22 protein-coding genes and 1 riboswitch are annotated in these 23,905 nt (G+C 72.8%); of the genes, 6 read left to right on the forward strand and 16 right to left on the reverse strand.

The window, feature by feature from the left end; genetic code table 11:
- The first annotated feature begins 39 nt into the window (after window positions 1-39).
- Window positions 40-750, forward strand: coding sequence for a tellurite resistance TerB family protein (locus tag FDP22_RS18170; RefSeq protein ID WP_138573955.1), 711 nt, complete (start codon window positions 40-42; stop codon window positions 748-750).
- 4 nt (window positions 751-754) lie between these two features.
- Here FDP22_RS18170 and FDP22_RS18175 read toward each other — a convergent pair whose 3' ends face one another.
- The 4 genes from FDP22_RS18175 to FDP22_RS18190 all read right to left on the reverse strand — a co-directional run bounded on the left by FDP22_RS18175 (window position 755) and on the right by FDP22_RS18190 (window position 5,282).
- Complete coding sequence (locus FDP22_RS18175; RefSeq protein ID WP_138573953.1) at window positions 755-1,990, reverse strand: ABC transporter permease; 1,236 nt, start codon at window positions 1,988-1,990, stop codon at window positions 755-757.
- Complete coding sequence (locus FDP22_RS18180; protein ID WP_138573951.1) at window positions 1,987-2,916, reverse strand: ABC transporter permease; 930 nt, start codon at window positions 2,914-2,916, stop codon at window positions 1,987-1,989. Before FDP22_RS18180 ends, FDP22_RS18175 begins: the two co-directional genes overlap by 4 nt.
- Entirely contained in the window at window positions 2,913-4,013 is a 1,101-nt protein-coding gene (locus FDP22_RS18185) for an ABC transporter ATP-binding protein (protein WP_138573949.1), read from the reverse strand. Before FDP22_RS18185 ends, FDP22_RS18180 begins: the two co-directional genes overlap by 4 nt.
- 132 nt (window positions 4,014-4,145) lie before the next feature.
- Window positions 4,146-5,282 (reverse strand): extracellular solute-binding protein, encoded by a 1,137-nt coding sequence (locus tag FDP22_RS18190; protein WP_138573947.1) that lies wholly within the window; start codon window positions 5,280-5,282, stop codon window positions 4,146-4,148.
- Window positions 5,283-5,420: 138 nt separating this feature from the next.
- Here FDP22_RS18190 and FDP22_RS18195 point away from each other — a divergent pair, with 138 nt between their 5' ends.
- From FDP22_RS18195 to FDP22_RS18205, 3 genes are all read left to right on the forward strand, one after another.
- A complete protein-coding gene (locus tag FDP22_RS18195; protein WP_239031978.1) occupies window positions 5,421-6,914 on the forward strand; it encodes an aminotransferase-like domain-containing protein in 1,494 nt (497 codons plus the stop codon).
- A gap of 137 nt (window positions 6,915-7,051) precedes the next feature.
- Window positions 7,052-9,055: a copper amine oxidase gene (locus FDP22_RS18200; RefSeq protein ID WP_138573945.1), complete on the forward strand. Its 2,004-nt coding sequence runs from the start codon at window positions 7,052-7,054 to the stop codon at window positions 9,053-9,055.
- A gap of 362 nt (window positions 9,056-9,417) precedes the next feature.
- Window positions 9,418-10,410 carry a helix-turn-helix transcriptional regulator gene (locus tag FDP22_RS18205; RefSeq protein WP_138573943.1) on the forward strand — a complete coding sequence of 331 codons (993 nt, stop codon included), beginning with the start codon at window positions 9,418-9,420 and terminating at the stop codon, window positions 10,408-10,410.
- 163 nt (window positions 10,411-10,573) lie between these two features.
- Here the strand turns inward: FDP22_RS18205 and FDP22_RS18210 are convergent, their stop codons facing one another.
- The 12 genes from FDP22_RS18210 to FDP22_RS18265 all read right to left on the reverse strand — a co-directional run bounded on the left by FDP22_RS18210 (window position 10,574) and on the right by FDP22_RS18265 (window position 20,834).
- Window positions 10,574-11,365: an ABC transporter permease gene (locus FDP22_RS18210; protein WP_138573941.1), complete on the reverse strand. Its 792-nt coding sequence runs from the start codon at window positions 11,363-11,365 to the stop codon at window positions 10,574-10,576.
- Complete coding sequence (locus tag FDP22_RS18215) at window positions 11,362-12,105, reverse strand: ABC transporter ATP-binding protein (RefSeq protein ID WP_138573939.1); 744 nt, start codon at window positions 12,103-12,105, stop codon at window positions 11,362-11,364. The genes FDP22_RS18210 and FDP22_RS18215 overlap by 4 nt, the downstream gene beginning before the upstream one ends.
- Window positions 12,102-12,797: a TenA family protein gene (locus tag FDP22_RS18220; protein WP_138573938.1), complete on the reverse strand. Its 696-nt coding sequence runs from the start codon at window positions 12,795-12,797 to the stop codon at window positions 12,102-12,104. The genes FDP22_RS18215 and FDP22_RS18220 overlap by 4 nt, the downstream gene beginning before the upstream one ends.
- The gene (locus FDP22_RS18225) at window positions 12,794-13,744 is read right to left on the reverse strand and encodes an ABC transporter substrate-binding protein (RefSeq protein WP_138573936.1); all 951 of its coding nucleotides are present in this window, start codon (window positions 13,742-13,744) and stop codon (window positions 12,794-12,796) included. The genes FDP22_RS18220 and FDP22_RS18225 overlap by 4 nt, the downstream gene beginning before the upstream one ends.
- Before the next feature lie 19 nt (window positions 13,745-13,763).
- On the reverse strand, window positions 13,764-14,966 hold the full coding sequence (locus FDP22_RS18230; RefSeq protein ID WP_346728838.1) for a HesA/MoeB/ThiF family protein: 1,203 nt from the start codon (window positions 14,964-14,966) through the stop codon (window positions 13,764-13,766).
- Window positions 14,963-15,562, reverse strand: a complete 600-nt coding sequence (locus FDP22_RS18235; protein WP_138573934.1) for a thiamine phosphate synthase — start codon at window positions 15,560-15,562, stop codon at window positions 14,963-14,965. Before FDP22_RS18235 ends, FDP22_RS18230 begins: the two co-directional genes overlap by 4 nt.
- Window positions 15,559-16,338, reverse strand: coding sequence for a thiazole synthase (locus FDP22_RS18240; RefSeq protein WP_138573932.1), 780 nt, complete (start codon window positions 16,336-16,338; stop codon window positions 15,559-15,561). Before FDP22_RS18240 ends, FDP22_RS18235 begins: the two co-directional genes overlap by 4 nt.
- 2 nt (window positions 16,339-16,340) lie before the next feature.
- Complete coding sequence (gene thiS / locus FDP22_RS18245; protein WP_138573930.1) at window positions 16,341-16,538, reverse strand: sulfur carrier protein ThiS; 198 nt, start codon at window positions 16,536-16,538, stop codon at window positions 16,341-16,343.
- Window positions 16,516-17,547 carry an FAD-dependent oxidoreductase gene (locus FDP22_RS18250; RefSeq protein ID WP_239031979.1) on the reverse strand — a complete coding sequence of 344 codons (1,032 nt, stop codon included), beginning with the start codon at window positions 17,545-17,547 and terminating at the stop codon, window positions 16,516-16,518. The genes thiS and FDP22_RS18250 overlap by 23 nt, the downstream gene beginning before the upstream one ends.
- 158 nt (window positions 17,548-17,705) lie before the next feature.
- Window positions 17,706-17,813, reverse strand: a riboswitch (TPP riboswitch).
- A gap of 357 nt (window positions 17,814-18,170) precedes the next feature.
- Window positions 18,171-18,938: a VOC family protein gene (locus tag FDP22_RS18255; RefSeq protein ID WP_346728839.1), complete on the reverse strand. Its 768-nt coding sequence runs from the start codon at window positions 18,936-18,938 to the stop codon at window positions 18,171-18,173.
- A gap of 23 nt (window positions 18,939-18,961) precedes the next feature.
- Window positions 18,962-20,155 (reverse strand): serine hydrolase domain-containing protein, encoded by a 1,194-nt coding sequence (locus FDP22_RS18260; RefSeq protein WP_138573926.1) that lies wholly within the window; start codon window positions 20,153-20,155, stop codon window positions 18,962-18,964.
- A complete protein-coding gene (locus FDP22_RS18265) occupies window positions 20,106-20,834 on the reverse strand; it encodes a DUF899 domain-containing protein (RefSeq protein ID WP_138573923.1) in 729 nt (242 codons plus the stop codon). The genes FDP22_RS18260 and FDP22_RS18265 overlap by 50 nt, the downstream gene beginning before the upstream one ends.
- Before the next feature lie 87 nt (window positions 20,835-20,921).
- Here FDP22_RS18265 and FDP22_RS18270 point away from each other — a divergent pair, with 87 nt between their 5' ends.
- Window positions 20,922-21,368 (forward strand): MarR family winged helix-turn-helix transcriptional regulator, encoded by a 447-nt coding sequence (locus FDP22_RS18270; protein ID WP_138573921.1) that lies wholly within the window; start codon window positions 20,922-20,924, stop codon window positions 21,366-21,368.
- Window positions 21,369-21,872: 504 nt separating this feature from the next.
- Window positions 21,873-23,621: an ABC transporter ATP-binding protein gene (locus tag FDP22_RS18275; RefSeq protein WP_138573919.1), complete on the forward strand. Its 1,749-nt coding sequence runs from the start codon at window positions 21,873-21,875 to the stop codon at window positions 23,619-23,621.
- Window positions 23,622-23,905: the final 284 nt, after the last annotated feature.

Raw genomic sequence — 23,905 nt, forward strand, 5'->3', positions numbered from 1 at the left:
TCCCCGTGGTGTTCATCAACAACCGGGAGACGATTGCTCATGGACGTCAACAGGCTTCTCGAAGGGTTCCTCGGCTCGGGCAGCGGTGCTGCGCGCGGCGGCACGGCGGAGCGGTCGCAGAGCTCCGGCCTGCCCGGCGGGCTTGCGGGCGGTGCGGCGGCAGGCGGGCTGATCGCCCTCGTGCTGGGCACCAAGACCGGCCGCAAGCTGGGCGGCAAGGCGCTGAAATACGGCGGCATGGCCGCGGTGGGCGGACTTGCCTACAAGGCCTATCGCGACTGGCAGGGCAACAGGGCCGCCGGCGCGCAGGAGCAGCCGGCGCGCCTGCCGGCCCCGCCCCCCGGCAGCGGTTTCGACGTGGAGAACGACAGCGACGCCGGCGGCCAGGATTTCCGCATCGCGCTCATGCATGCGATGATCTCGGCGGCGAAATCCGACGCGCATATCGACCAGGAAGAGCACGGCCGCATCCGCGACCAGATCCGCGAGCTCGGCCTGGGCGCGGAGGAGAAGGCGGCGCTGTTCGACCTGTTCTCCGCGCCCTCGGACCCCGCCTCCGTTGCGCGGCTGGCCCGCACCAGCGAGCAGCGCGCCGAGATCTACCTCGCCTCGGTGCTGGCGGTGGACCCGGACACGCCCGAGGAGCGGCGCTACCTCGACGACCTCGCCCGGCAGCTCGACCTGCCCGCCGGCCTGCGCGACCATCTCGTCCACGAGGCCAGTGCCGCGCGGCGCGAGATGCAGGCCTGAGCGCCTAGCCGCCGCTGCCGGGCGCGAGATTGCCCGGCGCGAAGGGCGAGGCGGGCGTCCCGCTCTCCCCGCTGCCCCCCGGTGCCAGGTTGCCGGGGGCGAAGGGGGATGCGGGCGCGGCAGGGGAGGGGGCCTCCCCGCCGCCGGTGCCGCTGCCCGGGGCGAGATTGCCCGGGCTGAAGGGCGAGGCCGGGGCGGCGCCATCCCGCGGGGCCGTAGGGGACGCCGGGGCCGAGGGTTGCGACTGCGGCTCGGGCGCCGTGCGGTACTGCTCCTGCAGGGCGCGTTTCTCCTCCAGCACCTGTGCCTCGCAGGCCGAGGAATCCACCCGCGACCCTGCCCAGACCACGGCTCCCGCGAGCACCAGCAGCAGCAGCGCCACCGGCGCGGGGTGGATCAGGCGGCGCAGCACCGGGTGTCCGGCAATGCGGCCCGCGAGGCTGGTGCGCTGCTGCGCGGCCTCGTAGGTGAGGGCCGCGATGAGCGTGATCGCCACGATGATCACCGCTATGGCGGAGATGGAGGGGTCGATGCCGTAGCGCACCTTGGAGGCCAGCACCGTGGTGAAGGTGCTCTCGGAGACCACGGTGAACACGGTGGTGTTGTAGTTCTCCATCGAGGCGAGGAAGGCCAGCACCGCCGCCGAGCCGATGGCCGGGGCCACGAAGGGCAGCAGGATCTTCACGAAGGCCTGGGTGGGCGTGGCGCCCATGTCGAGCGCGGCCTCGGTGAGCGTGGGGTCGAAGCGCTGCAGGCGCGAGAGGAACACCAGCATCGAATAGGCCGAGATGAAGGTGACCTGGCCGAGGATGGTGAGGAAGAACCCGTCGTAGAACAGCGTGTTGTAGCCCGCATCCAGCGCGCCGCCCACCCGGTCCCAGAAGATCAGGGTGGAGAGGCCGATCACCACGCCCGGCACCAGGATGGGCGCGATGAAGATGGTGTAGAGCGCGGCGCGCATCCGTGCGCCCACCTGGCTGAGCATCAGCGCCGCGGCGAGGCCGATGGGCGTGGAGACGAGGACAACCCCCAGCCCGATCAGCAGCGAGTTGCCCAGCCCGGTCAGCAGCCGGTCATCGGCCGCGAGCCGGGAGAACCATTCCGTGGTGAAGCATTCCCAGGGCGCGAGGCGCGGAAAGCCGGCGGAGTTGAACGCGGTGCCGATCATGATGACCAGCGGCCCGAACAGGTAGGCGAAGAACAGGAGCAGGTAGCCCCCGGTGAGCAGCCGTCCCTTCATCGTCCGATCGCTCCGATGGAGACGCGGAACACCCGCATCATGAACATCACGAAGCCCACGCAGACCACCAGCAGGATGATGGCGTAGGCCGAGCCGCGCGGCCAGTTTCCGCCCGAGTTGAACCATTGGTAGACGAGCTGGGTGAACCACAGGTTCGACGGCCCGCCGAGGATCTGCGGCGCGGCGAGCGCGCCGGCCGAGAGCATGAAGACCATGGTGCAGCCGGAGGCGATGCCGGGTTTCGCGTAGGGGATCACCACGCGGCGGTGCACCTGGGCCCAGCTCGCGCCCATGTCCCGCGCGGCCTCGAGCTGGTTCGTGTCCAGGCTCTCGATGGCGTTGTAGAGCGGGAAGATCATCAGCAGGATGTAGGCATAGCCGAGGCCGGCGTAGAGCGCGACATCGGAGCCGATGAAGTCGATCGGCGCCTCCCACAGCCCCAGCATCATGCCGGTCTCATTGAGCACGCCGGTGGCGCCGAACAGGATGCGGAAGGCGAAGGCGCGCAGGATCTCGTTCACCCAGAAGGGCACGATGAGCGCGAGGATCAGCAGCCGCGCGCCGCCGCCCCGCACGCCCTTCGCGAGCAGGAAGGCCACGGGGTAGCAGATCACCAGATCGAAGAGCGTCACGAACAGGGCCGCGATGAGGGTTTTCACCAGCACGCCGATGTCGAGCGCGTTCCAGCCGTCGGGGTTCGCGGCCGAGCCGAGCAGGAAGTAGCGGTAATGCTCCAGCGTGTAGACATCCTCCGACCCGCCCACCTTCGAGGGCGGCAGGTTGGCGCGGAACGAGTAGTCCAGCATGGTGACCTGGGGCAGCAGCACCAGCAGGAACACCCAGATCCCCACGCAGGTGAACAGGTAGAGCGTGACGGGAATCCCGTTGCGCTCGGCGAAGGCGGAGAGGCTGCCGCGCGGCTTCATCCGGCGCGCGCCAGTTCGGACGGGGGCAGGGCGGTGCCCTGGGCCGGCCAGAAGCCGAGGTCGATCTCCGCCCCCTGTTCCAGCTCCCCCGCGCCGCCGGGGCCGGCGTTGACCTGCGACACGCGCAGGCTCGCACCATCGGCGGCGCGCAGCAGCAGGTGGCGCATGGCGCCCTCGAATTCCACCTTCTCCAGCCGGGCCGAGAGCCGGTTCGGCGCCTCGCCGCCGCGCCGCAGCGCCTCGGGCCGCACGAAGACCTGCACCGGCGCGCCGGTGTCGAGCTCCGGCGCGGCGCGCACCCGCACCCTCGCACCGCCCGCGAGGTCCACCTCCGCGTAGCCGCCCTCCGGCGCCGGGGCGGCGATGCGCCCGTCAAGCACGTTGTTCTCCCCCACGAAGGAGGCGACGAAGCCGGTGGCGGGAGCGTTGTAGACCGTCGCGGGGTCCGCCACCTGCTGGATCTTGCCGCGGCTCATCACCGCCACGCGGTCGGACATGGTGAGCGCCTCGCCTTGGTCATGGGTGATGTAGATGAAGGTGAGGCCGACCTGTTTCTGGATGGCGCGCAGCTCCGAGCGCATGTGCTGGCGCAGCTTGAGGTCGAGCGCGGAAAGCGGTTCGTCCAGCAGCAGGATGTCGGGCTCCACGGCGAGTGCGCGGGCGATGGCCACGCGTTGCTTCTGCCCGCCGGAGAGCGCATCCACCCGCTTGTCGCCCTGGCCGGGCAGGGCGATCAGTTCCAGCAGCGCGTCGGCGCGGCGGCGGCGCTCCTTCTTCCCCACGCCGCGCACCTCCAGCGGGAAGGCGATGTTCTCGGCCACGCTCATCAGCGGGAAGAGGGCGAGGTTCTGGAAGATGAGCGCGGTGGGGCGTTTGTTCGGCCCGATGCCGCGCATGTCGCGCCCGCCGATCAGGAGCTTGCCGTAGGAGGGTTCCTGGAAGCCGGAGATGCAGCGCAGGATGGTGGTCTTGCCGCAGCCCGAGGGCCCGAGGAAGGAGAAGAACTCGCCGCCCTCGATGGTCAGATGCGCGTCGTCGACGGCCGTGTAGTCACCGAATTCCACGGTGACATGGGAAAGCCCGACCTCCTTGGTCATGGTGTCCTGTCCTCTTGCGCGAAAGGGAAGGGGCCCCGCGTCGCCCCGGGCTCTCCCGGCCGGGGCGACGCGGGGCGGTGAGGAAGGAGGTCCCGGGTCAGGCCCGGGACCCCGGAGCGCGGGGTGGCGCGATCAGGCGCTCAGCAGCCGGTTCTTGAACTCGGTGCGGGCATCGGCATACCACTGCGGCTCGGCCGGCCAGGGGTTGAGCTTGGCCAGCGCGTCGCCCGGATAGGCATCCGCGAAGTTCTTCGCGTAGGTCTCGCCGGCGAAGGTGTCGGCGCCCAGCACGGGGGAATTGTAGCCGTGGTGGTCGATGGCCTCGCCCGCCAGTTCCGGCATGTAGGCGTATTTGACGAACTCGTAGACCGCGTCGGTGTTCTCCGCGCCCACCGGGATGGCCAGCCCGTCCACCCAGGCCATCGCGCCTTCCTTGGGCGCGCGGTACATCACCGGCTCGCCGGCGGTCTTGAGCGCCAGGGGGGGGCCGTCCCAGGTCTGGCCCACGATCACGCCCTCGTTCAGCAGCCCGTTCTTCTGGCTGTCCGCGTCGTTCCAGAACAGCTTGATGTTGCCCTTGCGGGCCACGCACCAGTCGGTGATCCTGGTCCAGACGCGGGTCATCTCCTCGGGCGAGGTGTAGGCCTTCCACACGTCGCCGGCCTCCAGCTCGCCGATCGTCTCCATGTAGAGGCCGGCGCCGAGCATCATCGAGTGGTCGCGGCCCATGGTCTTTCCGGCGTTCTCTTCCTTCCACACGTCGCCGTAGGAGGGGAACTCGCCGTCCGGCGTGAACAGGTCGGTGCGCCAGGCCATGCCCTCGGTGCCCCAGATATGCGGCAGCCAGTAGTCGGTGCCCGGCTCGAAGGCCCAGTCCGTGCTGCCGATCTTCGCCATGGCCGGGTTCACCGTGTCCAGCGAGACCTTGCTCATGTCGAAGGGCTGGAGCAGCTCCATGTCCTTCCACTGCAGCGAGCGGTTGTTGGTGGGCGAGCACAGGTCGAAGCCGCGGCCGCGGGTGGCCTTGAGCTTGTTGATGATTTCCTCGTTCGAGCCGATGCCGGTGAAGTTCACCTTGATGCCCGTGCCCTCGGTGAAGGCGGAGAGGAAGGTCTCCGGCAGGTAGTCCGACCACATCAGGATGTTGATCTCGCCGGAGGAGGCCAGCGCCGCGCGGCTGACGATCGCGGGGGCGGCGAGAAGGGTGGCGCCCGCCACGCCTCCCTTCAGAACGGTGCGGCGGGTCAGGCCGTGGATGCGCTTGGTCATGGTTCACCTCTTCCTGTCGGAATGTGCCGGGAGGGTCTGCTGCCGCCCCTTGCGTGCTGTCCTGCCGAAGACGCTATCGCGCTGCGGCAAAACCCTGTTAGATCCACGGCGGGATTTCTATGGTGCCAGGGGCGGACGATGAACCCGATGCTGCAGACCTACTTCCGTGACCGGCCGGAGCCGGGGCGCTCGCTTCAGCACCATATCCACGAGCGGCTGGTCGACGCGATCCTGGACGGAGCCCTGCCGCCGCATGAGCCGCTGCCCTCCTCGCGCGCGCTGGCGGGCATGCTGGGCGTGTCGCGCAACACCACCGTTCTGGTCTACCAGAAGCTCACCGAGGACGGATACCTGCGCCCGGTGGAGCGGCGCGGCCATTTCATCCATGACCAGTACATCCGCCAGCACCTGCGCAAGCCCTTGAAAACGCGCACGGCATCGCTGTTCGCGCCGGAGGCCGCGCCCACGCCCTGGGCCCGGCTGCTGGTCTCCACCCCCTCGCGCAACCCCAACATCGTGAAGCCGGCGAACTGGCGCGACTTCGCCTATCCGTTCATCTACGGCCAGACCGCCGCCGACCGGCTGTCGCTCGCCCGCTGGCGCGACGCCACCCGCCTCACCGGCACCGGCCACCACGCTCCGGTGTGGATGGTCGACCAGGTGGACGCGGACGACCCGATGCTGGTGGAGCAGATCCTGAGCCGGGTTCTGCCGCAGCGCGGCATCCTCGCCACGCCGGACCAGGTGCTGGTCACCACCGGGTCGCAGAACGCGCTCTACATCCTCGCGCGGCTGCTGGTGGCGCCGGGCCGGCGCGTGGGGCTGGAGGACCCGGGCTACGTGGACGCGCGCAACATCTTCGCCGCCGCCGGGGCGGAGCTGGTGCCGCTGCGGGTGGACGGCGACGGGCTGGTGATCTCGCCGGCGCTGCGCGGGCTCGACCTCGTCTACGTGACACCGTCCCACCAGTCCCCCACCTCCGTCACCCTGGCGCTGGAGCGGCGGCTGGCGCTCATCGAGGCGGCGCGCACGCATGACTTCCTCGTCATCGAGGATGATTACGAGCAGGAGCTCTCCTTCCACGGCGCCCCGCGCGCGGCGGTGGCGAGCTATGACAATTCCGGCCGGGTGATCCATGTCGGCAGCCTCACCAAGACGCTGTTTCCCGGTGTGCGGCTGGGCTTCGTGGTCGCCGCGCCGGAGCTGATCGCCGAGATGCGCGCCTACCGCCGCCTCGTCACCCGCCATCCTTCCGCGCATGACCAGCGGGCGATGGCGATCTTCATCGCGGAAGGACATCTCGACGCGCATGGCCGGCGGCTGCGCGAGCGGATGTCGCGCAACTGGGGCCGGCTGATGGCGGCGCTCGCCGATTGCCTGCCGGGCGTTCACGTGACACCGACCACCGGCGGCTCCTCGGTCTGGTGCCGGTTGCCGGAGGGCATCTCGGCCTGGGACGTGAACCGCCGCGCCGCGCGCCGCGGCGTGCTGGTGGAGCCGGGGGACATCCACTACCTCGGCCCGGCGCCCGCCGGGGACCGGCTGCGGCTGGGCTTTTCCTACATCCGCACCGAGCGCATCGACCAGGGCGTGCGCCTGCTGGCCGAGGCGGTGGCCGAACTGGGCGGCTAGGCGCATCCGCCGGGCCCGCTGGCCGGAAATGCTAAGCCCGCCGCTCACGCGCCTGTTACACTGCCCCTCCGCCGCGCCGCGCTTCCCCGCGCCGGGTGGCGGATCCGACAGGGACATCACTCAAGGAAAGGCACGACATGACCCTTCCCGCACACCGGCGCCTCCGGCGCTTCATGGCCGGCGGCGCCCTGGCGCTTGCCGCCGCAGGGGCCGCGCAGGCCCATCCGCTGGACGGTCTCACCCCCGACGAGATCACCAGGGTCGTCGACATCCTCACCGCCGAGGGCAAGGTCACCGACGCCGCGCGCTACCCGCTCATCGAGCTGCAGGAGCCGGAGAAATCCGTGGTCATGGCCTGGACGGAGGGAGACCCGGAACCGCGCGCCGCGCTGGTGAACGTCACCACCGCGCAGGGCGTGTTCCGCGGCGTGGTCGACATCGCCGCCGGCACGGTGACGGACTGGCAACCCGCCTCCGAGGAGACCATGCTGCTGCTGGAGGAATTCGTCGGCGCGATGGACCTCGCCCTCGGCGCGCCGGCCTTTGTCGAAGGCCTCGCCAAGCGCGACCTCACGCCCGAGGACGTGTTCTGCCTGCCGCTCACCGCCGGCGCCTTCGGACTGCCGGAGGAGGAGGGCCGCCGCCTGATGAAGGTGCCCTGCTACGTGAACCCCACCTCCTCGAACTTCTACGCCAAGCCCGTGGAGGGCCTGTTTGCCGTGGTCGACCTGAAGGGTGGCGAAGTGGTCGACGTGGTCGACACCGGCGTGGTCCCCGTGCCGCAGGACGGCTGGGGCGTCACCCAGGAGGAGATCGCGGCGCGCGACGACATGGACCTGCGCCCCGAAACCCGCCCGGCCGTGCTGGGCCAGGAGGGCGGGCCGAACTACGTGATCGAGGGTTCGAAGGTCACCTGGGACATGTGGAGCTTCCGCTGGCGGGTGGACAAGCGCCCCGGCGTGGTGCTCTCCGAGATCGGGGTGACAGACGCCGGCGCCTGGCGCGAGGTGCTCTACCAGGCGCATCTCTCGGAGGTGTTCGTGCCCTACATGGACCCCGACGAGGGCTGGTACTGGCGCACCTACATGGACAGCGGCGAATACGGCTTCGGCATCTTCCTCAGCCCGCTGCACGCCGGAGTGGACTGCCCGGCCTATGCCACCTTCCTGCCGGCCGTGGTGCATGCCGATGACGGCGCGCCGGTGGAGATCCCCGACGCGCTCTGCATCTTCGAGCGCAACATCGGCGACCCGGTGTGGCGGCATTTCGAGATCTTCGCCCAGTCGCCGGACCAGTTCACCCCCGCCGAGGGCCGCCCGGCCACCGAGCTCGTGGTCCGCTCCGCCTCCGAGGTGGGCAATTACGACTACCTCATCGACTACGTGTTCGAGCAGAACGGCAACATGCGGGTGATGGTGGGCGCCACCGGGCTCGACGCGGTGAAGGGTGTCGCCGCCACCTCCATGGCCTCGCCGACGGCGGAGGCCGACACGAAATACGGCACGCTGATCGCGCCCAATCTCGTGGCGCCGAACCACGACCATTTCTTCAACTTCCGGCTGGACTTCGACATCGACGGCCAGGCCAACAGCTTCATGCGCACCGGGCTCGTGGCCGCGCAGATGCCCGAGGGCCTGCCGCGCCGCTCCATGTGGGTGACCGAGACGGTGATGCCGAAGACCGAGATGGAGGGCCGCTACCGCATCAACCCCTCCACGCCCGCCATGTACCACATCGCCAACATGGGCAGGGAGAGCGGCCTCGGCCATCATCCGGGTTACATGATCAACCCCGGGAACTCGGTGGCCTACTCGCCGCTGGACGTGGAGAACGACCCCCCGGCGCGCCGCAACCCCTACATCGACTACACGATCTGGACCACGCCCTATTCCGCCACCGAGCGCTACGCGGGCGGCGAATACGCCTTCCAGTCCGACGGCTCGGACACGCTGGGCACCTGGGTGGCGCAGGACCGGCCGATCGTCGATACCGACATCGTTACCTGGTACACGATGGGCTTCCACCACGTGCCGCGCATGGAGGACTGGCCGGTGATGCCGACGATGTGGAAGGGCATCACGCTGATGCCGTTCAACTTCTTCTCCCACAACCCCGCGATGACGGTGCGCGACCCGTCCTGACCCGCCCCCCGGGCCGCCCCGCGCGGCCCGGGGCCCGGTCCCCCTGAAGACGCTCCGCGCCCCGGGGCCGGAACCCCCGCCTCATCCGGGCGGGCCCCCCGCTTCGCCCGCGCACGCCGCCCCGGTGGGGGTGCGGGCACCGTGCGCGCGGGCTGCACTTCGCGCCATCCCGCCCCGGCGACGGGCCCTGTGCGGCAGGGGGCGGCGTCCGGACCAGCCACGGGTACGGCCCGGGGCGCCGCGCCGTCGCGAAGCTGCCCCGTCGCGAGGGGACACCGCCCCCGGTGCCCGAGATTGACCGGCCGGCCGGCCCTCCCGTAGGCTCGGGATCTCCACTCACCCGTCCCGGGGGGCCCCGCGCGATGTCCGACCTCATGACCCTTCCCGGCGCGATCGACGCCCGCGTGCTGGCCGGCCTCGCACGGGAGTTCCGCGCCGCCGGGCTGGACATGGCGGCGCTGCGCGCCCGCGCCGGCGTGGACCGGCTGGAGGCGCCGGAGGCGGGCGGCGCGCATGACCTCGACACGTTCGTGCGGCTGCTGGAGGCGGCCGGGGATGCGGGCGACCGTCCGGGCTTCCTGTGGCACTGCGGCCGGGCCTTCGCCCGCAATTCCGCCGCCGGGCTGTTCCCGATGCTGCACGCCGGTCTGCGGCTGGGCACCGCGCTGGGGGCCGTGGTCGGCGAGATCGGGCGGCTCCAGTCCGGCGCCGTGGTGCGGCTGAGCCACGAGGCCGGGCTCGCGACCATCGAGTATCGCGTGCTCGATCCCGCGATCTGGCCCCGGGCGCGCGACGTGGAATTCACCTTCGGATTTCTGGACGGGCTGGTGCGCTCGGCCGGGCCCGTGGTGCCCGAGGCGGTGGTGTTCGAGCATGACCCCCACGGGCGCCTGGGCCGCATCGACCGGGTGGCCGGGCTGCCCTGCGTCTATGGCGGCGGCAGCAACTACCTCGCCTATCCCGACGCCGCGATGGAGCTCAGCCTGCGCCCCGGCGCCCTGGCCCGGGGCGGGCCCGGCGGCGTGGCCAGCCCGCCGCGCGAGGCGGCATTCGCCGGCACCCTGCGCGCGGCCCTGCTGGAGGCGCTGGGACGCGCGCCGGTGAGCCAGGCCGCCGTGGCCGCCGGGCTGGGCCTCTCGGACCGCAGCCTGCGCCGTCGGCTGGAGGCGGAGGGGCTGAGCTTCCGCACCGAGCTCGACCGCGCCCGCAGCGCCGTGGCGCGCGAGTACCTGCGCCGGGGGGAGATGCCGCTGAGCGAGATCGCCCAGAGGCTCGGATACCGCCACCTCTCGGATTTCTCCCGCGCGTTCCGCCGTGTGGAGGGCATCGCGCCCAGCCGGTTGCGGAAGCGTTGACACGAAGCGCCGGGCGTGGTGCCTGCGGCTCCCGGCTCCCGGCTCCCGGCTCCCGGCTCCCGGCTCCCGGCTCCCGGCTCCCGGCTCCCGGCGCTGCGCGTCAGCGGCTCGGGGCGAGGGCACGCGGGCGCGGCGGGCGGGAGGCCCCCGGACGTAGCGGCTGTCAGTCCAGCCGCCTGCACAAGAGCCCCACGGCAAGCCGCGTCGCGAGGGTGAGCACCACCAGCACGAAGAGGGCCGCGAACATCAGGTCGATCCGCGCCCGCCCGTTGGCCAGCAGCATCAGGTAGCCCAGCCCGCGCGAGGCGCCGACCCATTCGCCGATCACCGCCCCGATGGGCGCATAGACCGCCGCCAGCCGCAGGCCGGAGGCGAGGGAAGGCAGGGCGGCGGGAATGCGCAGGTGCCACATCACCCGCCCGGGCCGCGCCCGCATGGTGCGGGCAAGGTCCAGCCAGCCCGGATCCGTGCGCAGCAGCCCGTCGAGAAACGCCGAAGCGACGGGGAAATAGACGATCAGAACCGCCATCGCCACCTTCGGCAGCATCCCGTAGCCGAACCACAGCGTGAGCAGGGGCGCCAGCGCGAAGACCGGCACCGCCTGGCTCAGCACCAGCAGCGGCATCGCCAGCACCCGCGCCCGGCGCGAGAAGGCCAGCCCCACCGCCGTGGCCGCGCCCAGGCCCGCGCCCAGCACGAGCCCGGCCAGCACCTCCCACAGCGTGGCCAGCCCGTGCCCCGCGATCAGCCTTGCATTGCCGGCGAGCGCCCGCACCACCGCCAGCGGCCCCGGCAGGATGAAGGCCGGCGGCGCCGCCACCCAGACCACCCCCTGCCAGAGCGCGAGGATCGCCAGCCCGGCGACACAGGCCGGCGCCACCCGCCGGACGAGAGCCGGCGCGGCGCCGGGCGTGTGCGGGTGCGCGGGCACCAGCGGCTCCGCCGGCGCGCTCATGCCGGTGCGCCGGCGGAGCCGCTGGTGCCGAGCAGGGCGCGGAACAGGCTGCCCTGGGCGGTGAGGGTGTCCGGCGCGTCCGGTGCCCGGGGCGGCGGGGCGTCGGGCAGCGGCATCTCGGTGAGGGCACCGTCCCCGAGCATCAGCAGCCGGTGGGCGAGGCGCAGGGCCTCGCCGGGCTCATGGGTCACCAGCAGCACCGTGCGCCCGGCGAGCAGTCGCGCCGCGAGGTCCTGCATCCCGGCGCGGGTGCGGGCGTCGAGCGCGGAGAAGGGCTCGTCGAGCAGCACCACCGGGCAGTCCTCCATCAGCGTGCGCGCCAGCGCCACCCGCTGGCGCTGCCCGCCGGAAAGCGCGCCGGGCCGGGCGTCCTCGCGCCCCTCGAGCCCGACGGCGGAAATGAGCGCCCGGGCCCGCGCCATGTCCGGCCGCGTGCCTCTCAGCCGGGGCCCGAGGGCGACGTTGCCCAGCACGTCCAGCCAGGGGCAGAGCAGGTCCGTCTGGGCCATGTAGGCGATGCGCCCCTGCGGCCCCGCGCCATCGCTGAAGGAGACACCGCCCTCCAGCCGCACCGCGGTGTCGAGCCCGGCGATGAGCCGCAGCAGGGAGGATTTTCCCGCGCCGGAGGGGCCGAGCAGGCAGGTCCAGCGCCCGGCCGGCAGCGCGAGGGTGAGCGGGCCGAACAGCGTCTGCCCGCCCAGCAGGCCGCGGCCCGACAGGGTGATGCCCGGCGCGGTCATGCCGGCCCGCCGCGCAGGCCCATGTCCCAGAACGCGGCCTCCAGCCGTGTGGCGGTCGAAAAGCGCGCGGTGAGGGCCTGCCAGCGCGGCAGCTCCTGCGCTCCCGGCCCGAGGCGCCGGGCGATGGCGGCATCGGTGAGGGCGCCCACCGCGCGGCAGGTCTGCTGGTAATCGGCGCCTGAATAGGTGTCGATCCAGCCGCGGTAGGGGGCATCGGGTGGTGCCATGGCCGCCAGCCGCGCGCCGATCTCGCCGTATCCCAGCACGCAGGGCGCGAGGGTGGCCAGCAGGTCCAGCAGGTCGCCGGACCAGCCGGCCTCCAGCACGTAGCGGGTGTAGGCGAGGGTTTCCGGCGCCTCGGGCGTCGCGATCAGCGTGGCCTCGTCAATGCCCTCGGCGGCGCAGGTCTCCACGTGCAGGGCGGTCTCGCCATTGGCCAGCGCGTCGAGGGTGCGCGCGGCGAGGCGCATCTCGTCGAGATGCTCCGCCTTCGCCGCCGCCAGCGCCCAGGCCCGGGCGAAGTGGAACAGGAACACGTAGTCCTGCCGCAGGTAGTGCAGGAAGGCCGGCCGGGGCAGGCTGCCGTCGCCCAGCCCGGTGACGAAGCGGTGGCCGGTGTAGGCCGCCCAGTCCGGGCCAGCGGCGGCGCGCCAGGCACGAAAGGCGGTGCCGTAGTCGGGGTGCGGGCTCATTGCGCGGGTTCCCCGACCGCGCCGGTGTCGACCGCGAGGCGGGAGACCGGCAGGGTGCCGTCGATCAGCCCGGCCCCGGCCATGAACGCCTCGAAACGGGCATAGCGCCCGGCGTCCAGCGCGGCGGGGCGCAGGGCCAGCCGCGGCACGGTGTCGGCCCAGGCGCGGGCGTTGAGCGCGTCGTCCAGCTCCGGCGCGGTGGCGGCGAAGATGCGGAAGCTCTCCTGCGAGTGGTTCACGATGAACTGCACCGCCTTCTCGGTGGCGGCAAGGAAGCGCGAGATCACCGCCGCGTCCATCCGCTCCGGGTTGGCGACGTAGATCAGCTCGTCATAGGCCGGCACGCCCGCCTCCTCCGGGTAGAAGCAGCGGCCGGGCACGTTCTCCAGCGCCATCTGATTCAGCTCGAAATTGCGGAAGGCGCCGATCACCGCGTCCACCTGCCCCGACATCAGCGCGGGCGAGAGCGACCAGTTCACGTTCACCATCTCCACGTCATCGGCCGTGAGCCCGCCGGAGCCCAGCATGGCGGTGAGCAGCGCGCTCTCCACCCCGGAGACGGAGAAGCCCACGCGGCGGCCCTTCAGGTCGGCGATGCTGCCGATCGGCCCGTCCGCCTTCACCAGCAGGCAGTTGAGCGGCGTGGCCACCAGCGTGCCCACCCGGATGAGCGGCAGGCCCTCATGCACCTGCAGGTGCAGCTGCGGCTGGTAGGAGACCGCGATATCGGCCCGGCCGGCGGCCACCATCTTCGGCGGGTCCGAGGGGTCGGCCGGGGCGATGGTCTCCACCTCCAGGCCCTCGTCGGCGAAATAGCCCTTCTCCTGGGCGATGACGATGGGCCCGTGGTCGGGGTTCACGAACCAGTCCAGCATCACCGTGAGGTGGTCCGCCGCGGCGGCGGGGCCGGCGGCGAGCAGGGCAAGGGCGAGGGCGAGCGGTTTCATGGGGCGTTTCTCCGGTGTGTCAGGTCTTGTCGCCCCGGGGGGCGAAGGGGGATGCGGAAGCGGCCTCGGGGCCGCCTGCGGGGGCTGGCGATGCGGGGCCCGGCCCGGCTGGGGCGCGCGCGCTGAACGTGTCCTGCCCGGCGCTCTCGCCGGGGGGGCGCCGGCCCGCGCCTTCACCGGGGGTGCCCTGAGCCGCGCGCCCGTCTTGGGCTCCCGGACCGGCGGCCTCACCGAGGGGTGCTTGCCCCGCGCCTTCGCCGAGGGCGACGAGGGCGATCTCGCCCTCCCAGCGCGCGGCGAGGCGGTTCGCCGCCTGCCAGGAGCGCAGGCCGGAGCGGCAGCAGAGCACCGCGCGCTGGCCCGGCCCGGGCAGCGGGCCGCCGGGGCCGAGATCGGGCACGCCGAGGCGCAGCGCGTCGGGGGTGGCGGGCAGGGGGGCTTCCTCCGCCCCGCGCAGGTCGACCACGAAATCGCCGGGGGCGATGGCGGCGGGGGCGATGAAGCGGGGCGCGCGCGCGGGCTCCGGCGCGCCGTCGAAGCGGAAGCCGCCGAAGCGCAGGGCGCCGCCATCCCAGCTCACCAGCCGGCCAAGGGGGGAGGGGCTGAGGCCCAGCACATGGCTGAGCGCGAGCTGGGCGAGGAGCGAGCCCACCACCCCCACCGCCGGCCCCAGCACGCCGGCCGTGGCGCAGGAGGCCATGCGCTCCGGCAGGTCGGGAAAGACCGCGCGCAGCGAGGGCGCGCCGGCGCAGAAGCCGCCCGCGTAGCCCGAGAGCCCGAGCACCGAGCCGCTGATGAGCGGCAGGCCGCGCGCGAGGCAGGCGTCGGAGGCGGTGTAGCTGGCCGCGAAACTGTCCGCGCAGTCGATCACGAGGTCGACACCGTTGAGCGCCGCCTCCACCGTGCCGGGGTCGATGCTGCCGACCACGGGGGTGACCAGGCAGTCGGGGTTCAGCGCCGCGCAGACTTCCGCCGCGGCCTCGGCCTTGAAGCGGCCGCGATGGGCGGCGGAGAAGATCACCTGGCGGTGCAGGTTGCCGGTCTCCACCCGGTCGGGATCCCAGAGGGTGATGCGGCCGAGGCCGGCGCCGGCGAGGTAGTGCAGCACCGGCGCGCCGAGGCCGCCGGCGCCGATCACCAGCGCATGGGCGGCGCGGATGCGGGCCTGGCCGGCTTCCCCCACCTCCGGCAGGATCTGCTGGCGGGCGTAGCGGGCAGTCATCGCGTGGCCTCCACCCAGGCGGCGAGCCGCGCCTCGGGGTCGGCGTTCAGCGTGATGTCGGTGACGACGGAGACGATGTCCGCCCCGGCGGCGAAGGCGCCCGGCGCGCGCTCCACGCTCATGCCGCCGATGGCGACGAGGGGGGTGGCGCCCACGCGGGCCTTCCACTCGGTGAGGCGCGCGAGCCCCTGTTGCTCCCAGCGCATCTTCTTCAGGATGGTGGGGTAGACCGGGCCGAGGGCCACGTAATCCGGGGCGAGGGACAGGGCGCGCTCCAGCTCCGCCTCGTCATGGGTGGAGAGGCCGAGACGCAGGCCGGCGCGGCGGATGGCGGGCACGTCGGCCACGTCGAGGTCCTCCTGTCCGAGGTGGACGAAATCGCAACACTCCTCGATGGCGATCTGCCAGTGGTCGTTCACCACCAGCACGGCTCCGGCGGCGGCACACAGGTCGCGCGCGGCGCGGATCTCGGCGCGCAGGGCCTCGGGGGCCATGTCCTTCACGCGCAGCTGCACGAGGCGCATGCCCAGGGGCAGCATGCGGGCGATCCAGGCGGCGCTGTCGAAGATCGGGTAGAACCGGTCGAGCGTGCTCATGCGAGGAAGGCCCTCCCGATCAGCGGGGTGGAGGGGGCGGCCATGTCGCGCGGCTCCATCGGGTCGGCGGCGAAGGCGGCACGCCCGGCCTCGACGGCGAGCGCCATGGCCCGGGCCATCGCGGCCGGGTCTCCCGCCTTCGCCACGGCGGTGTTCAGCAGCACCGCGTCATAGCCCATCTCCATCGCCTGTGCGGCGTGGGAGGGCAGGCCGATGCCGGCGTCGACCACCATCGGCACCTCGGGGAACTGCGCGCGCAGGGCCCGCAGGCCCGGCAGGTTCGTGAGCCCCAGGCCCGAGCCGATGGGCGCGCCCCAGGGCATCAGCACCTCGCAGCCGGCGGCGAGCAGGCGCTCGGCCACCACCAGGTCCTCCGTGGTGTAGGGGAACACGCGGAAGCCTTCGGCGGTGAGGATCTCCGCCGCCTCCACCAGCGCGAAGACATCGGGCTGCAGCGTGTCGGTATGGCCGATCACCTCGAGCTTCACCCAGGGCGTGCCGAACATCTCGCGGGCCATGTGGGCGGTGGTGACCGCCTCCTTCACCGTGTGGCAGCCGGCGGTGTTGGGCAGGATGCGGGTGCCCATGCCCTCCACCAGCGCCCAGAAATCCTGGCCGGCGAGCCCGCCCGGCCCCCCCGCCTCGCGGCGCAGCGACACGGTGGCCACCCCGGCGCCGCTGGCGCGGAAGGCCTCGGCCATGATGGCGGGGGAGGGGTATTGCGCGGTGCCCAGCATCAGCCGGCATTCCAGCGTCTCTCCGTAGAAGCTGCGCATGTTCAGCCTCCCTGCATCGGGGCCAGGACCTCCAGCGCGCAGCCGGGGGCGAGGCGCGTGTCGGGGCGGGCGGGGGCGGGCACGAAGGCGCCGTCGAGTGCTGTGGCCACACGGGCGTCGGCGTAGCCGAGCTCGGTGAGGGCCTCGTCGAGGCGGCTGGCGCGGATCTCGCGCGGCTCACCGTTCAGAAAGATCTTCATCCATCATCTCCGGTCGGGTGGTGTGGAACAGGTGGTCGGCGGCCATGCGCGCCATGGCGGGCGACAGCAGGAAGCCGTGCCGGTAGAGGCCGTTCACGTAGAGCGTGGCGCCCCGGCGGCGCAGGCGCGGCAGGTTGTCGGGAAAGGCGGGGCGGGCGTCGACGCCGATTTCCAGGATCTCCGCCTCGCCGAAGGCGGGGTGGAGGGCGTAGGCCGCGCTGAGCAGCTCCAGCATGGAGCGCGCGGTGATGCGCCCGCGCTCCGAGCTTTCGATCGAGGTGGCGCCGAGCATGTAGACCCCGTCCCCCCGCGGCACGATGTAGAGCGGGATGCGCGGGTGCAGCAGCCGCACCGGGCGCGAGAGGCTCACGTCCGGGCAGCGCAGCACCAGCATCTCGCCCTTCACGCCGCGCAGGTCCGGCAGGGCGTCGCGTGCGGCGAGGCCGCGGCAGTCGATCACCGGGCCGGGGCCCGGGTCCTCCCCCTGGCCGATCCGCACGCCCGCGGCCTCCAGCCGGGCGCGCAGCGCGTCGAGGGCGGCGCGCGGGGCGAGGTGTCCCTCCCCGGCGAAGAACAGCCCGCGCCGGAAGCGTCCGGCGAGGTCGGGCTCCAGCGCCGCGACGCCGGGGGCGTCCAGCGCCGCGTGCCTGGTGCTGCGGCGGGCGAACCGGTCCAGCTCGCCGCCGTCGCGCCCGAGGGCGAGCACCAGAGTGCCGGCCCGGGTCACACCGCCGGCGTGGCTGTCCCACCAGTCGAGCGCCTCCCGGCCGAGGCGCAGCACCGGCTCCTCCGCGCTCTCCGCCTCGCACCAGGGCGCGAGCATGCCGCCGGCCCACCACGAGCAGCCGTGCGGGCCGGGCGGGCCGGTGCGGTCCAGAAGGGTGACGGCGCCGCCCCGGCGGGTGATCTCGCTGGCCACGGTGAGCCCGGCCACCCCGGCCCCCAGGATGGTGACCTCGACGCTCATCGCGCGCGGGCCTGCGGGCCGGCGCGCAGCGGGCGGGCACATGTCATCTCCCGCCAGCCCGAAGTGCGCTGACAGCCCGCGAGGCCGGCATGCGGCCCGGGAAGGCATGAGTGCGGAAAACCTGTCATCGCCGTCTCTCCTTTGCGCGGTCCGGGCCGGCAAGGGAGGCGGTGACGCGGGGCTCTCCCCCTCGGGGGGCGCCTCGCTCAAAACCCGTTCCCTACGCCGGCATTGCCCGGATCAGGTTCGATGGGTTGATGCGCGGCTCGCATCTCTCAGCCCGGCTACGGGCACCCCAACGGATGAAGGGAACGATAGTCACCTTCCCCCGCGCTTGCAACAGGGCAGGGGAAGATGTGATGGACGTGCTTGACAGGCCGGCCGGACCCGGATGGCTTTCGAAGCCCGAAGCCCGAAGCCCGAAGCCCGAAGCCCGAAGCCCGAAGCCCGAAGCCCGAAGCCCGAAGCCCGAAGCCCGAAGCCCGAAGCCCGAAGCCCGAAGCCCGAAGCCCGAAGCCCCCGGCCTGGCGGATGATCGGCCGGGGGGCGTGCAGTCGGCACAGCCGGGGGTGGTCGAACCAGCCCCCCGGGCGGCGCGCCGCTTTCTGCCTGTGCCGCGCGCGCATCCCCCGTCGCGGGAAGACGGCCGGGCGGGGGCCTTCGCGTCAGCGCCTGGCGGCGTGGAGGGCGAAGAGGGCGCCCTGCGGGTCGCGCGCCTGCACCACCCAGGTGTCTCCCGGCACCTGGTGCGGGCCCATCAGCACCGTGCCGCCGCCGGCCTCCAGCCGGGCGACGGCGGCGTCGATGGCGTCAACGGCGAAGTAGAACTGCCAGCGCGGGCCGGGCATTTCCGGCGTGCGGGTCATCATGCCGCCGGGAAGGTCATCCTGCTGGAGGAAGATCTGGTAGCCGCCCATCGCGCCCATGTCCATCAGCCGGTCGCGGCGCCAGCCGAACAGGGTCTCGTAGAAGCCGAACACCGCGGGCATGTCGCCGGCGTAGAGCTCGTGCCAGGCCACGGTGCCGGGCTCCCCGGCCTCGGGCGCCGGTGGCATGCGGCCCTCCGCGGGGGTGAACAGGCAGAACCCCGCGCCCTGCGGGTCCGCCACCACGGCGAAACGGCCGACGCCCGGAATGTCCTCCGGCGGGCGCTGCACGGTGCCGCCCTCCTGCGCGAGGCGGCGGGCCATCGCGTCCACGTCCGCCACGCCCAGGTAGCCGCACCAGAAGGGCGACATCCCGGCGGCCTCGGGCGGGATGCCCATCAGCCCGGCGCGGTCTCCCCCCGCGGAGGCGGCGACGAGATAGGTGAAGCCGGGCATGCCGGCATCGCGCAGCTTCCAGCCGAGAACATCGGCATAGAAGGCCTGCGCGGCGGGAAGGTCGTCGGTCATGAGTTCGTACCAGACGAAACGGGCGGCTGAGGAGGTCACGGCGCGGTCTCCGATAAGGGGCATCAGGCCCGGGGTGGCAGGGCAAGGTCGTGAAAGCGGTCGAAGGCGGCGACATCCTGCGGGCTGGTCATCATGCGCTGGGTGAGCAGGATGGAAACTGTGCCGCTGGCGGGGTGGATGCGGAAACTGGTGCCGTAGCCGCCCTCCCAGCCCAGGCGGCCGTCGCGGCCCACGCCGATGCCGAAGCCCCAGCCGCCCTGCTCCCAGAAGCCGGGAAAGAACGGCGAGCGGGCCTTCTGCTGCGGGGTGATCTGGTCCGTCAGCATCGCGGCCACGGCGGCCTCCGGCAGCACGCGGCCGCGCGGCCCGGCGCCGCCGTCGAGCAGCATGCGCGCGAAGCGGTCGAAGTCCCGCACGCAGGACACCAGCTCGCAGGGGAAGGCGGGCGGCGCGGCATGGGCCCCGCCCCGCGCCGCGTCCTGCAGGTCCAGGCGGCCGTCGGGGCCCGGGGCCCAGGCCAGGCAGAGCCGGTCGATCTTCCCGGGCGGGACGTGGAAACCGGTGTCCTCCATGCCCAGCGGGTCGAGGACATGCCGGCGCAGCACTTCCTCCAGCGGCGCGCCGGCCAGCCGGGCCAGCAGCACCGCCAGCACCTCGAACCCGGTGTGATAGGCCCAGGCCTCGCCGGGCGCGTGGCGCAGGGGCAGGGCGCCGAGCGCGGCCATCCAGGCCTCCGGCGACAGGGTGACCGGGCCCGGCCCCGGCGCCAGCCCGGCAGCCGCGAGCGCCGCCTGCATCGGGCAGGCGCCGGGCGGCGCCATGATCGCGCCCTGGCCGAAGCGCAGGGTGAGCAGGTCGCGCAGGGTGATGTCGCGCGGGCTGGGCCGCGTGTCGGTGAGCGGCCCGTCCGGGTGGCGCAGCACCCGCGGCGCGGCAAGCTCCGGCAGCCAGGGCGCGACCGGGTCATCGAGGCCGATCCGCCCCTCGGCGACCAGGCAGAGCGCCGTGGCGGCAAGGATCGGCTTGCTCATCGAGGCGATGCGGAACAGCGTGTCCGGGCGCATCGGGCTCTGCGCGTCGGCCATCCCGGCGCAGAGGGTGATGTCAGGCCCTTTCGCGCGCGAAACATGGCCCACGGCCCCGACCAGGCGCCCGGAGGCGACGCCATCCTCCAGCAGCGCCGCCAGCGCGGTCCGGGACGGCGCGTCAGCCGCCATGGCAGCAGGCGGCCGCCGGGCCCTGCGCGTATTCGTCATGCCGGCGCACCCAGTCCATCCCCGCGGTCTCGTTGCGGCCCTTCGGGGCGAGGTCCAGCATCATGTAGGTGCCGACCAGCTCCTCGGAGCCGCGGGCATAGCTGGAGTAGCTGTGCAGCACGCTGCCGTCCTCCGCCCGTTCGAAGGCGCTGAGGCCCGGCATCTCCGGGCCCGCGGTCTCACGCGGGGTGGCGCGGAAGTTGTAATCCACCGTGCCGGAGGCGAGCTCTTCCTCGGTGAAGCTCACGCCGAAGTCGCGGTTGAAGTCCGACCCGGCGGAGGAGGCCCAGGGGAAGGCCCAGCCCATGCGGGCGCGGTAGGCCTCGATCTCGGCCAGCGGCGCGGAGGACACCGCGGTGAGGCTGACGTCATGCGCCTGCAGGTGCGGCAGCATGGCGTCGAAATGGTCGGCGAGGAACGAGCAGCCGGTGCAGCCCGCCTCCCAACCCGGCGCCAGCATGAAATGGCAGACCATGAGCTGGCTGCGCCCGGCGAACAGGCCGGCGAGGTCGGTCACGCCGGCGCGGGTTTCGAAGCGGTAGGGTTTCGCGATGCGCACCCGCGGCAGGGCGCGGCGCTCGGCCGCGAGGGCGTCGCGCTGGCGGGTGAGGGCCTTCTCACCGGCGAGCAGCGCCTTGCGTGCCACCAGCCAGTCTTCCCGCGTGGAAATACGTGTCATGGGCGTCGAGCCTCCCTGGAGATGCACCCGGTGGGCCCGGGCCGCTTTGAGCTTGCTGATTCATATTGATATCAATATTGTTTGCTCATGTCAAAACCGGACCCCATTCCCTTCGAAACCACGCTGCGCGTGCGCGACACCTGCCTGTGCCTGCACGTGCAGCGCGCCGCCCGCGCGCTGGCCCGGCGCTTCGACGAGGCGCTGCGCCCGCATGGGCTGACCAACGGGCAGTTCTCGCTGCTGATGTCGCTGAACCGGCCGGAACCGCCGTCGATGCGCCCGGTCGCGGAGCTTCTGGCGATGGACCAGACCACGCTCACCGCGGCGCTGAAGCCGCTGGTGCGGCGGGAGCTGGTGGAGGTGAGGGTGGGCGAGACGGACCGGCGCAGCCGGCTGCTCCTGCTCACGCCCGCCGGCCGGGACACCCTGCGCGCGGCGCTGCCGGCCTGGGAGGCCGAACACGCCGCGCTGGAAGCCGGCTTGCCGCCCCCCGGCGCCCGCGCGCTGCGTGCGGGTCTCGAAGCCTGCGCATGACAGGCCGGGGACCTGCGCGCGCCGCCGCCGGCGCGGGAGGCCGAACACGTGGCGCCAGAGGCCGGGGGTTTCGTGCGGGGCTGAATGCTCGCGCATGACGGGACGGGCCACCCTGCGTGCAGCATTGCCGGCCCGGGAGGCCGGGCAGGCGGCGCCGGAGGCCGGGTAGCCACCGCCCGGCCTCCGGGGACTGCGCGCGCGGCGTTTCCGGCCCGGGAGGCCTAACACGCATCGCTGGAAGTCGGGTTGCCGCCGCCCGGCGCCGGGACGCTGCGCGGGGGGCTGGAGGCCTGCGCGCGGCGGGGGCGCGCGGATGCCCGGACGCGCGCGCTTGAGATGCGGGGCGCGGCGGGGTATGAGCGATGGAGCCGGCCGGCTCCGCGCCGTCCCGCCCGCCCTTCCGCCCCCCGCCGAGCGGCTGACCCGAGCCTCGCGACCGCCCGCCGTGGCGCGCCTTGCTCCGGATCACGCCGCCAGCCAGGGCCACCGCCCCGGAGAGCCCCGATGCTTGCGCGTTTCTTTTCCTATTACCGGCCCTACCGAGGGCTGTTCTGTCTCGACTTCGGCTGTGCCGTGCTGGGCGGCCTGCTGGAGCTGAGCTTCCCCATGGCGGTGCAGGTGTTCGTCGACAAGCTGCTGCCGCAGGGGGACTGGGCGCTGATCCTGCTCGCCTCCGCCGGGCTGGTGGCGCTCTATCTCTTCAATGCCGGGCTGATGGTGGTGGTGACCTACTGGGGCCACATGCTGGGCATCAACATCGAGACCGACATGCGCCGCCGCGCCTTCGACCACATCCAGAAACTCTCCTTCAGCTACTTCGACGAGCGCAAGACCGGCCACCTGGTGGCGCGCATCACCAAGGACCTCGAGGAGGTGGGCGAGGTGGCCCACCACGGGCCCGAGGACATCTTCATCGCGATCATGACCTTCGTGGGCGCCTTCGTGCTGATGTTCCTGGTGAACCGGGAACTGGCGCTGATCACCGCGGTGGTGGTGCCCACCACGGCCTTCGTGGCCATGCGCTACGGCGCGCGGATGACCCGGACATGGCAGGCCATCTACGGCCGGGTGGGGGAGTTCAACGCCCGGGTGGAGGAAAACGTGGGCGGCATCCGCGTGGTGCAGGCCTTCACCAACGAGAACCACGAGCGCGCGCTCTTCGCCGTGAACAACCGCAACTACCGGCGCACCAAGCTCGATGCCTACCGGGTGATGGCGGCCAGCATGACGCTGAACTACCTGGCGATGCGCCTCACCCAGACGGCGGTGATGGTGGCGGGCACCTGGTTCGTGATCGGCGGAACGCTGAGCGCGGGGGAGTTCGTGGGCTTCCTGCTGCTGGTGGGGGTGCTGTTCCGGCCGATCGAGAAGATCACCACGATGATGGAGCTCTACCCGCGCGGCATCGCCGGCTTCCGGCGCTACTGCGCGCTCATCGACACCGAGCCGGACGTGGTGGACCGCCCGGACGCCCGGGAGGCGCCGGCCTTCCGCGGCCGCATCCGGTTCCGCGACGTGCATTTCGCCTACCAGCCCGGGCGGCCGCAGCTCAACGGCATCGATTTCGAGATCGCCGCCGGCGAGACGGTGGCCTTCGTCGGGCCGTCGGGCGCGGGCAAGACCACGATCTGCTCCCTGCCGCCGCGCTTCTACGATGTCACCTCCGGGGCGATCGAGATCGACGGGATGGACATCCGCGACATGACCCTCGTCTCGCTGCGCCGGCAGATCGGGGTGGTGCAGCAGGACGTGTTCCTGTTCGGCGGCACGCTGCGCGAGAACATCGCCTACGGCCGGCTGGGCGCGAGCGACGCGGAGGTGCTCGAGGCGGCGCGGCGCGCCCGGCTGGAGGAGACCATCGCCGGGCTGCCGGACGGGATCGACACGCTGGTCGGCGAGCGCGGGGTGAAGCTCTCCGGCGGGCAGAAGCAGCGCATCTCGATCGCGCGGATGTTCCTGAAGGACCCGGCGATCCTGATCCTGGACGAGGCGACCTCCGCCCTCGACAGCGTGACGGAACGGGCCATCCAGGCCTCGCTCGCGGAGCTCTCCGCGGGGCGGACCACGCTCATCGTGGCCCACCGCCTCACCACCATCCGCGACGCGGACCGGATATTCGTGATCGAGGCGGGGGAGGTCCGGGACTCGGGCAGCCACGCCGAGCTGCTGGCGCGCCCCGGCCCCTACCGCCAGCTCAGCGCGCAAACCCCCGGGGAAGGCCACGTCGCCGACGGAGCCACCGCCCCGGCCTGACCGCCCCGGCCCCGCGGAGCGGCACCGCCCGGCAGACCGGAGCCCGTCGGGACGGCTGGCCACGTCCCTCGGGGGCATCGAGCCCCCGTCGGGCCGTCCGCGGCCCCGGCGGGGGCCGCGCGCGTGACTGCGCGGGCGCCGGCCGCGCCCCTGCGGAGATGCCCCGCAGATCGGGGGAGGATCGGACAACGGGTGTCGAGGGGCGCGGATTCCTGACACGCCGGGGCCGATGCTCCGGAGCCCGTCAGCGGGACGCGCCCTGTTCGACGCGCCGGCGCCCGCGC

This window comes from Paroceanicella profunda, from assembly GCF_005887635.2.
Lineage (GTDB): Bacteria > Pseudomonadota > Alphaproteobacteria > Rhodobacterales > Rhodobacteraceae > Paroceanicella > Paroceanicella profunda.

What these genes read in the sequence shown, in the direction of transcription:
- FDP22_RS18240 (WP_138573932.1), bottom strand. Translation starts at nt 16,338, where the DNA reads ATGCGCAGCTTCTACGGAGAGACGCTGGAATGCCGGCTGATGCTGGGC.
- FDP22_RS18185 (WP_138573949.1), bottom strand. Translation starts at nt 4,013, where the DNA reads ATGACCAAGGAGGTCGGGCTTTCCCATGTCACCGTGGAATTCGGTGAC.
- FDP22_RS18195 (WP_239031978.1), top strand. Translation starts at nt 5,421, where the DNA reads ATGAACCCGATGCTGCAGACCTACTTCCGTGACCGGCCGGAGCCGGGG.
- FDP22_RS18175 (WP_138573953.1), bottom strand. Translation starts at nt 1,990, where the DNA reads ATGAAGGGACGGCTGCTCACCGGGGGCTACCTGCTCCTGTTCTTCGCC.
- FDP22_RS18205 (WP_138573943.1), top strand. Translation starts at nt 9,418, where the DNA reads ATGTCCGACCTCATGACCCTTCCCGGCGCGATCGACGCCCGCGTGCTG.
- FDP22_RS18275 (WP_138573919.1), top strand. Translation starts at nt 21,873, where the DNA reads ATGCTTGCGCGTTTCTTTTCCTATTACCGGCCCTACCGAGGGCTGTTC.
- FDP22_RS18170 (WP_138573955.1), top strand. Translation starts at nt 40, where the DNA reads ATGGACGTCAACAGGCTTCTCGAAGGGTTCCTCGGCTCGGGCAGCGGT.
- FDP22_RS18220 (WP_138573938.1), bottom strand. Translation starts at nt 12,797, where the DNA reads ATGAGCCCGCACCCCGACTACGGCACCGCCTTTCGTGCCTGGCGCGCC.
- FDP22_RS18200 (WP_138573945.1), top strand. Translation starts at nt 7,052, where the DNA reads ATGACCCTTCCCGCACACCGGCGCCTCCGGCGCTTCATGGCCGGCGGC.
- FDP22_RS18190 (WP_138573947.1), bottom strand. Translation starts at nt 5,282, where the DNA reads ATGACCAAGCGCATCCACGGCCTGACCCGCCGCACCGTTCTGAAGGGA.
- FDP22_RS18270 (WP_138573921.1), top strand. Translation starts at nt 20,922, where the DNA reads ATGTCAAAACCGGACCCCATTCCCTTCGAAACCACGCTGCGCGTGCGC.
- FDP22_RS18265 (WP_138573923.1), bottom strand. Translation starts at nt 20,834, where the DNA reads ATGACACGTATTTCCACGCGGGAAGACTGGCTGGTGGCACGCAAGGCG.
- FDP22_RS18210 (WP_138573941.1), bottom strand. Translation starts at nt 11,365, where the DNA reads ATGAGCGCGCCGGCGGAGCCGCTGGTGCCCGCGCACCCGCACACGCCC.
- FDP22_RS18260 (WP_138573926.1), bottom strand. Translation starts at nt 20,155, where the DNA reads ATGACGAATACGCGCAGGGCCCGGCGGCCGCCTGCTGCCATGGCGGCT.
- FDP22_RS18250 (WP_239031979.1), bottom strand. Translation starts at nt 17,547, where the DNA reads ATGTGCCCGCCCGCTGCGCGCCGGCCCGCAGGCCCGCGCGCGATGAGC.
- FDP22_RS18215 (WP_138573939.1), bottom strand. Translation starts at nt 12,105, where the DNA reads ATGACCGCGCCGGGCATCACCCTGTCGGGCCGCGGCCTGCTGGGCGGG.
- thiS (WP_138573930.1), bottom strand. Translation starts at nt 16,538, where the DNA reads ATGAAGATCTTTCTGAACGGTGAGCCGCGCGAGATCCGCGCCAGCCGC.
- FDP22_RS18230 (WP_346728838.1), bottom strand. Translation starts at nt 14,966, where the DNA reads ATGACTGCCCGCTACGCCCGCCAGCAGATCCTGCCGGAGGTGGGGGAA.
- FDP22_RS18180 (WP_138573951.1), bottom strand. Translation starts at nt 2,916, where the DNA reads ATGAAGCCGCGCGGCAGCCTCTCCGCCTTCGCCGAGCGCAACGGGATT.
- FDP22_RS18235 (WP_138573934.1), bottom strand. Translation starts at nt 15,562, where the DNA reads ATGAGCACGCTCGACCGGTTCTACCCGATCTTCGACAGCGCCGCCTGG.
- FDP22_RS18225 (WP_138573936.1), bottom strand. Translation starts at nt 13,744, where the DNA reads ATGAAACCGCTCGCCCTCGCCCTTGCCCTGCTCGCCGCCGGCCCCGCC.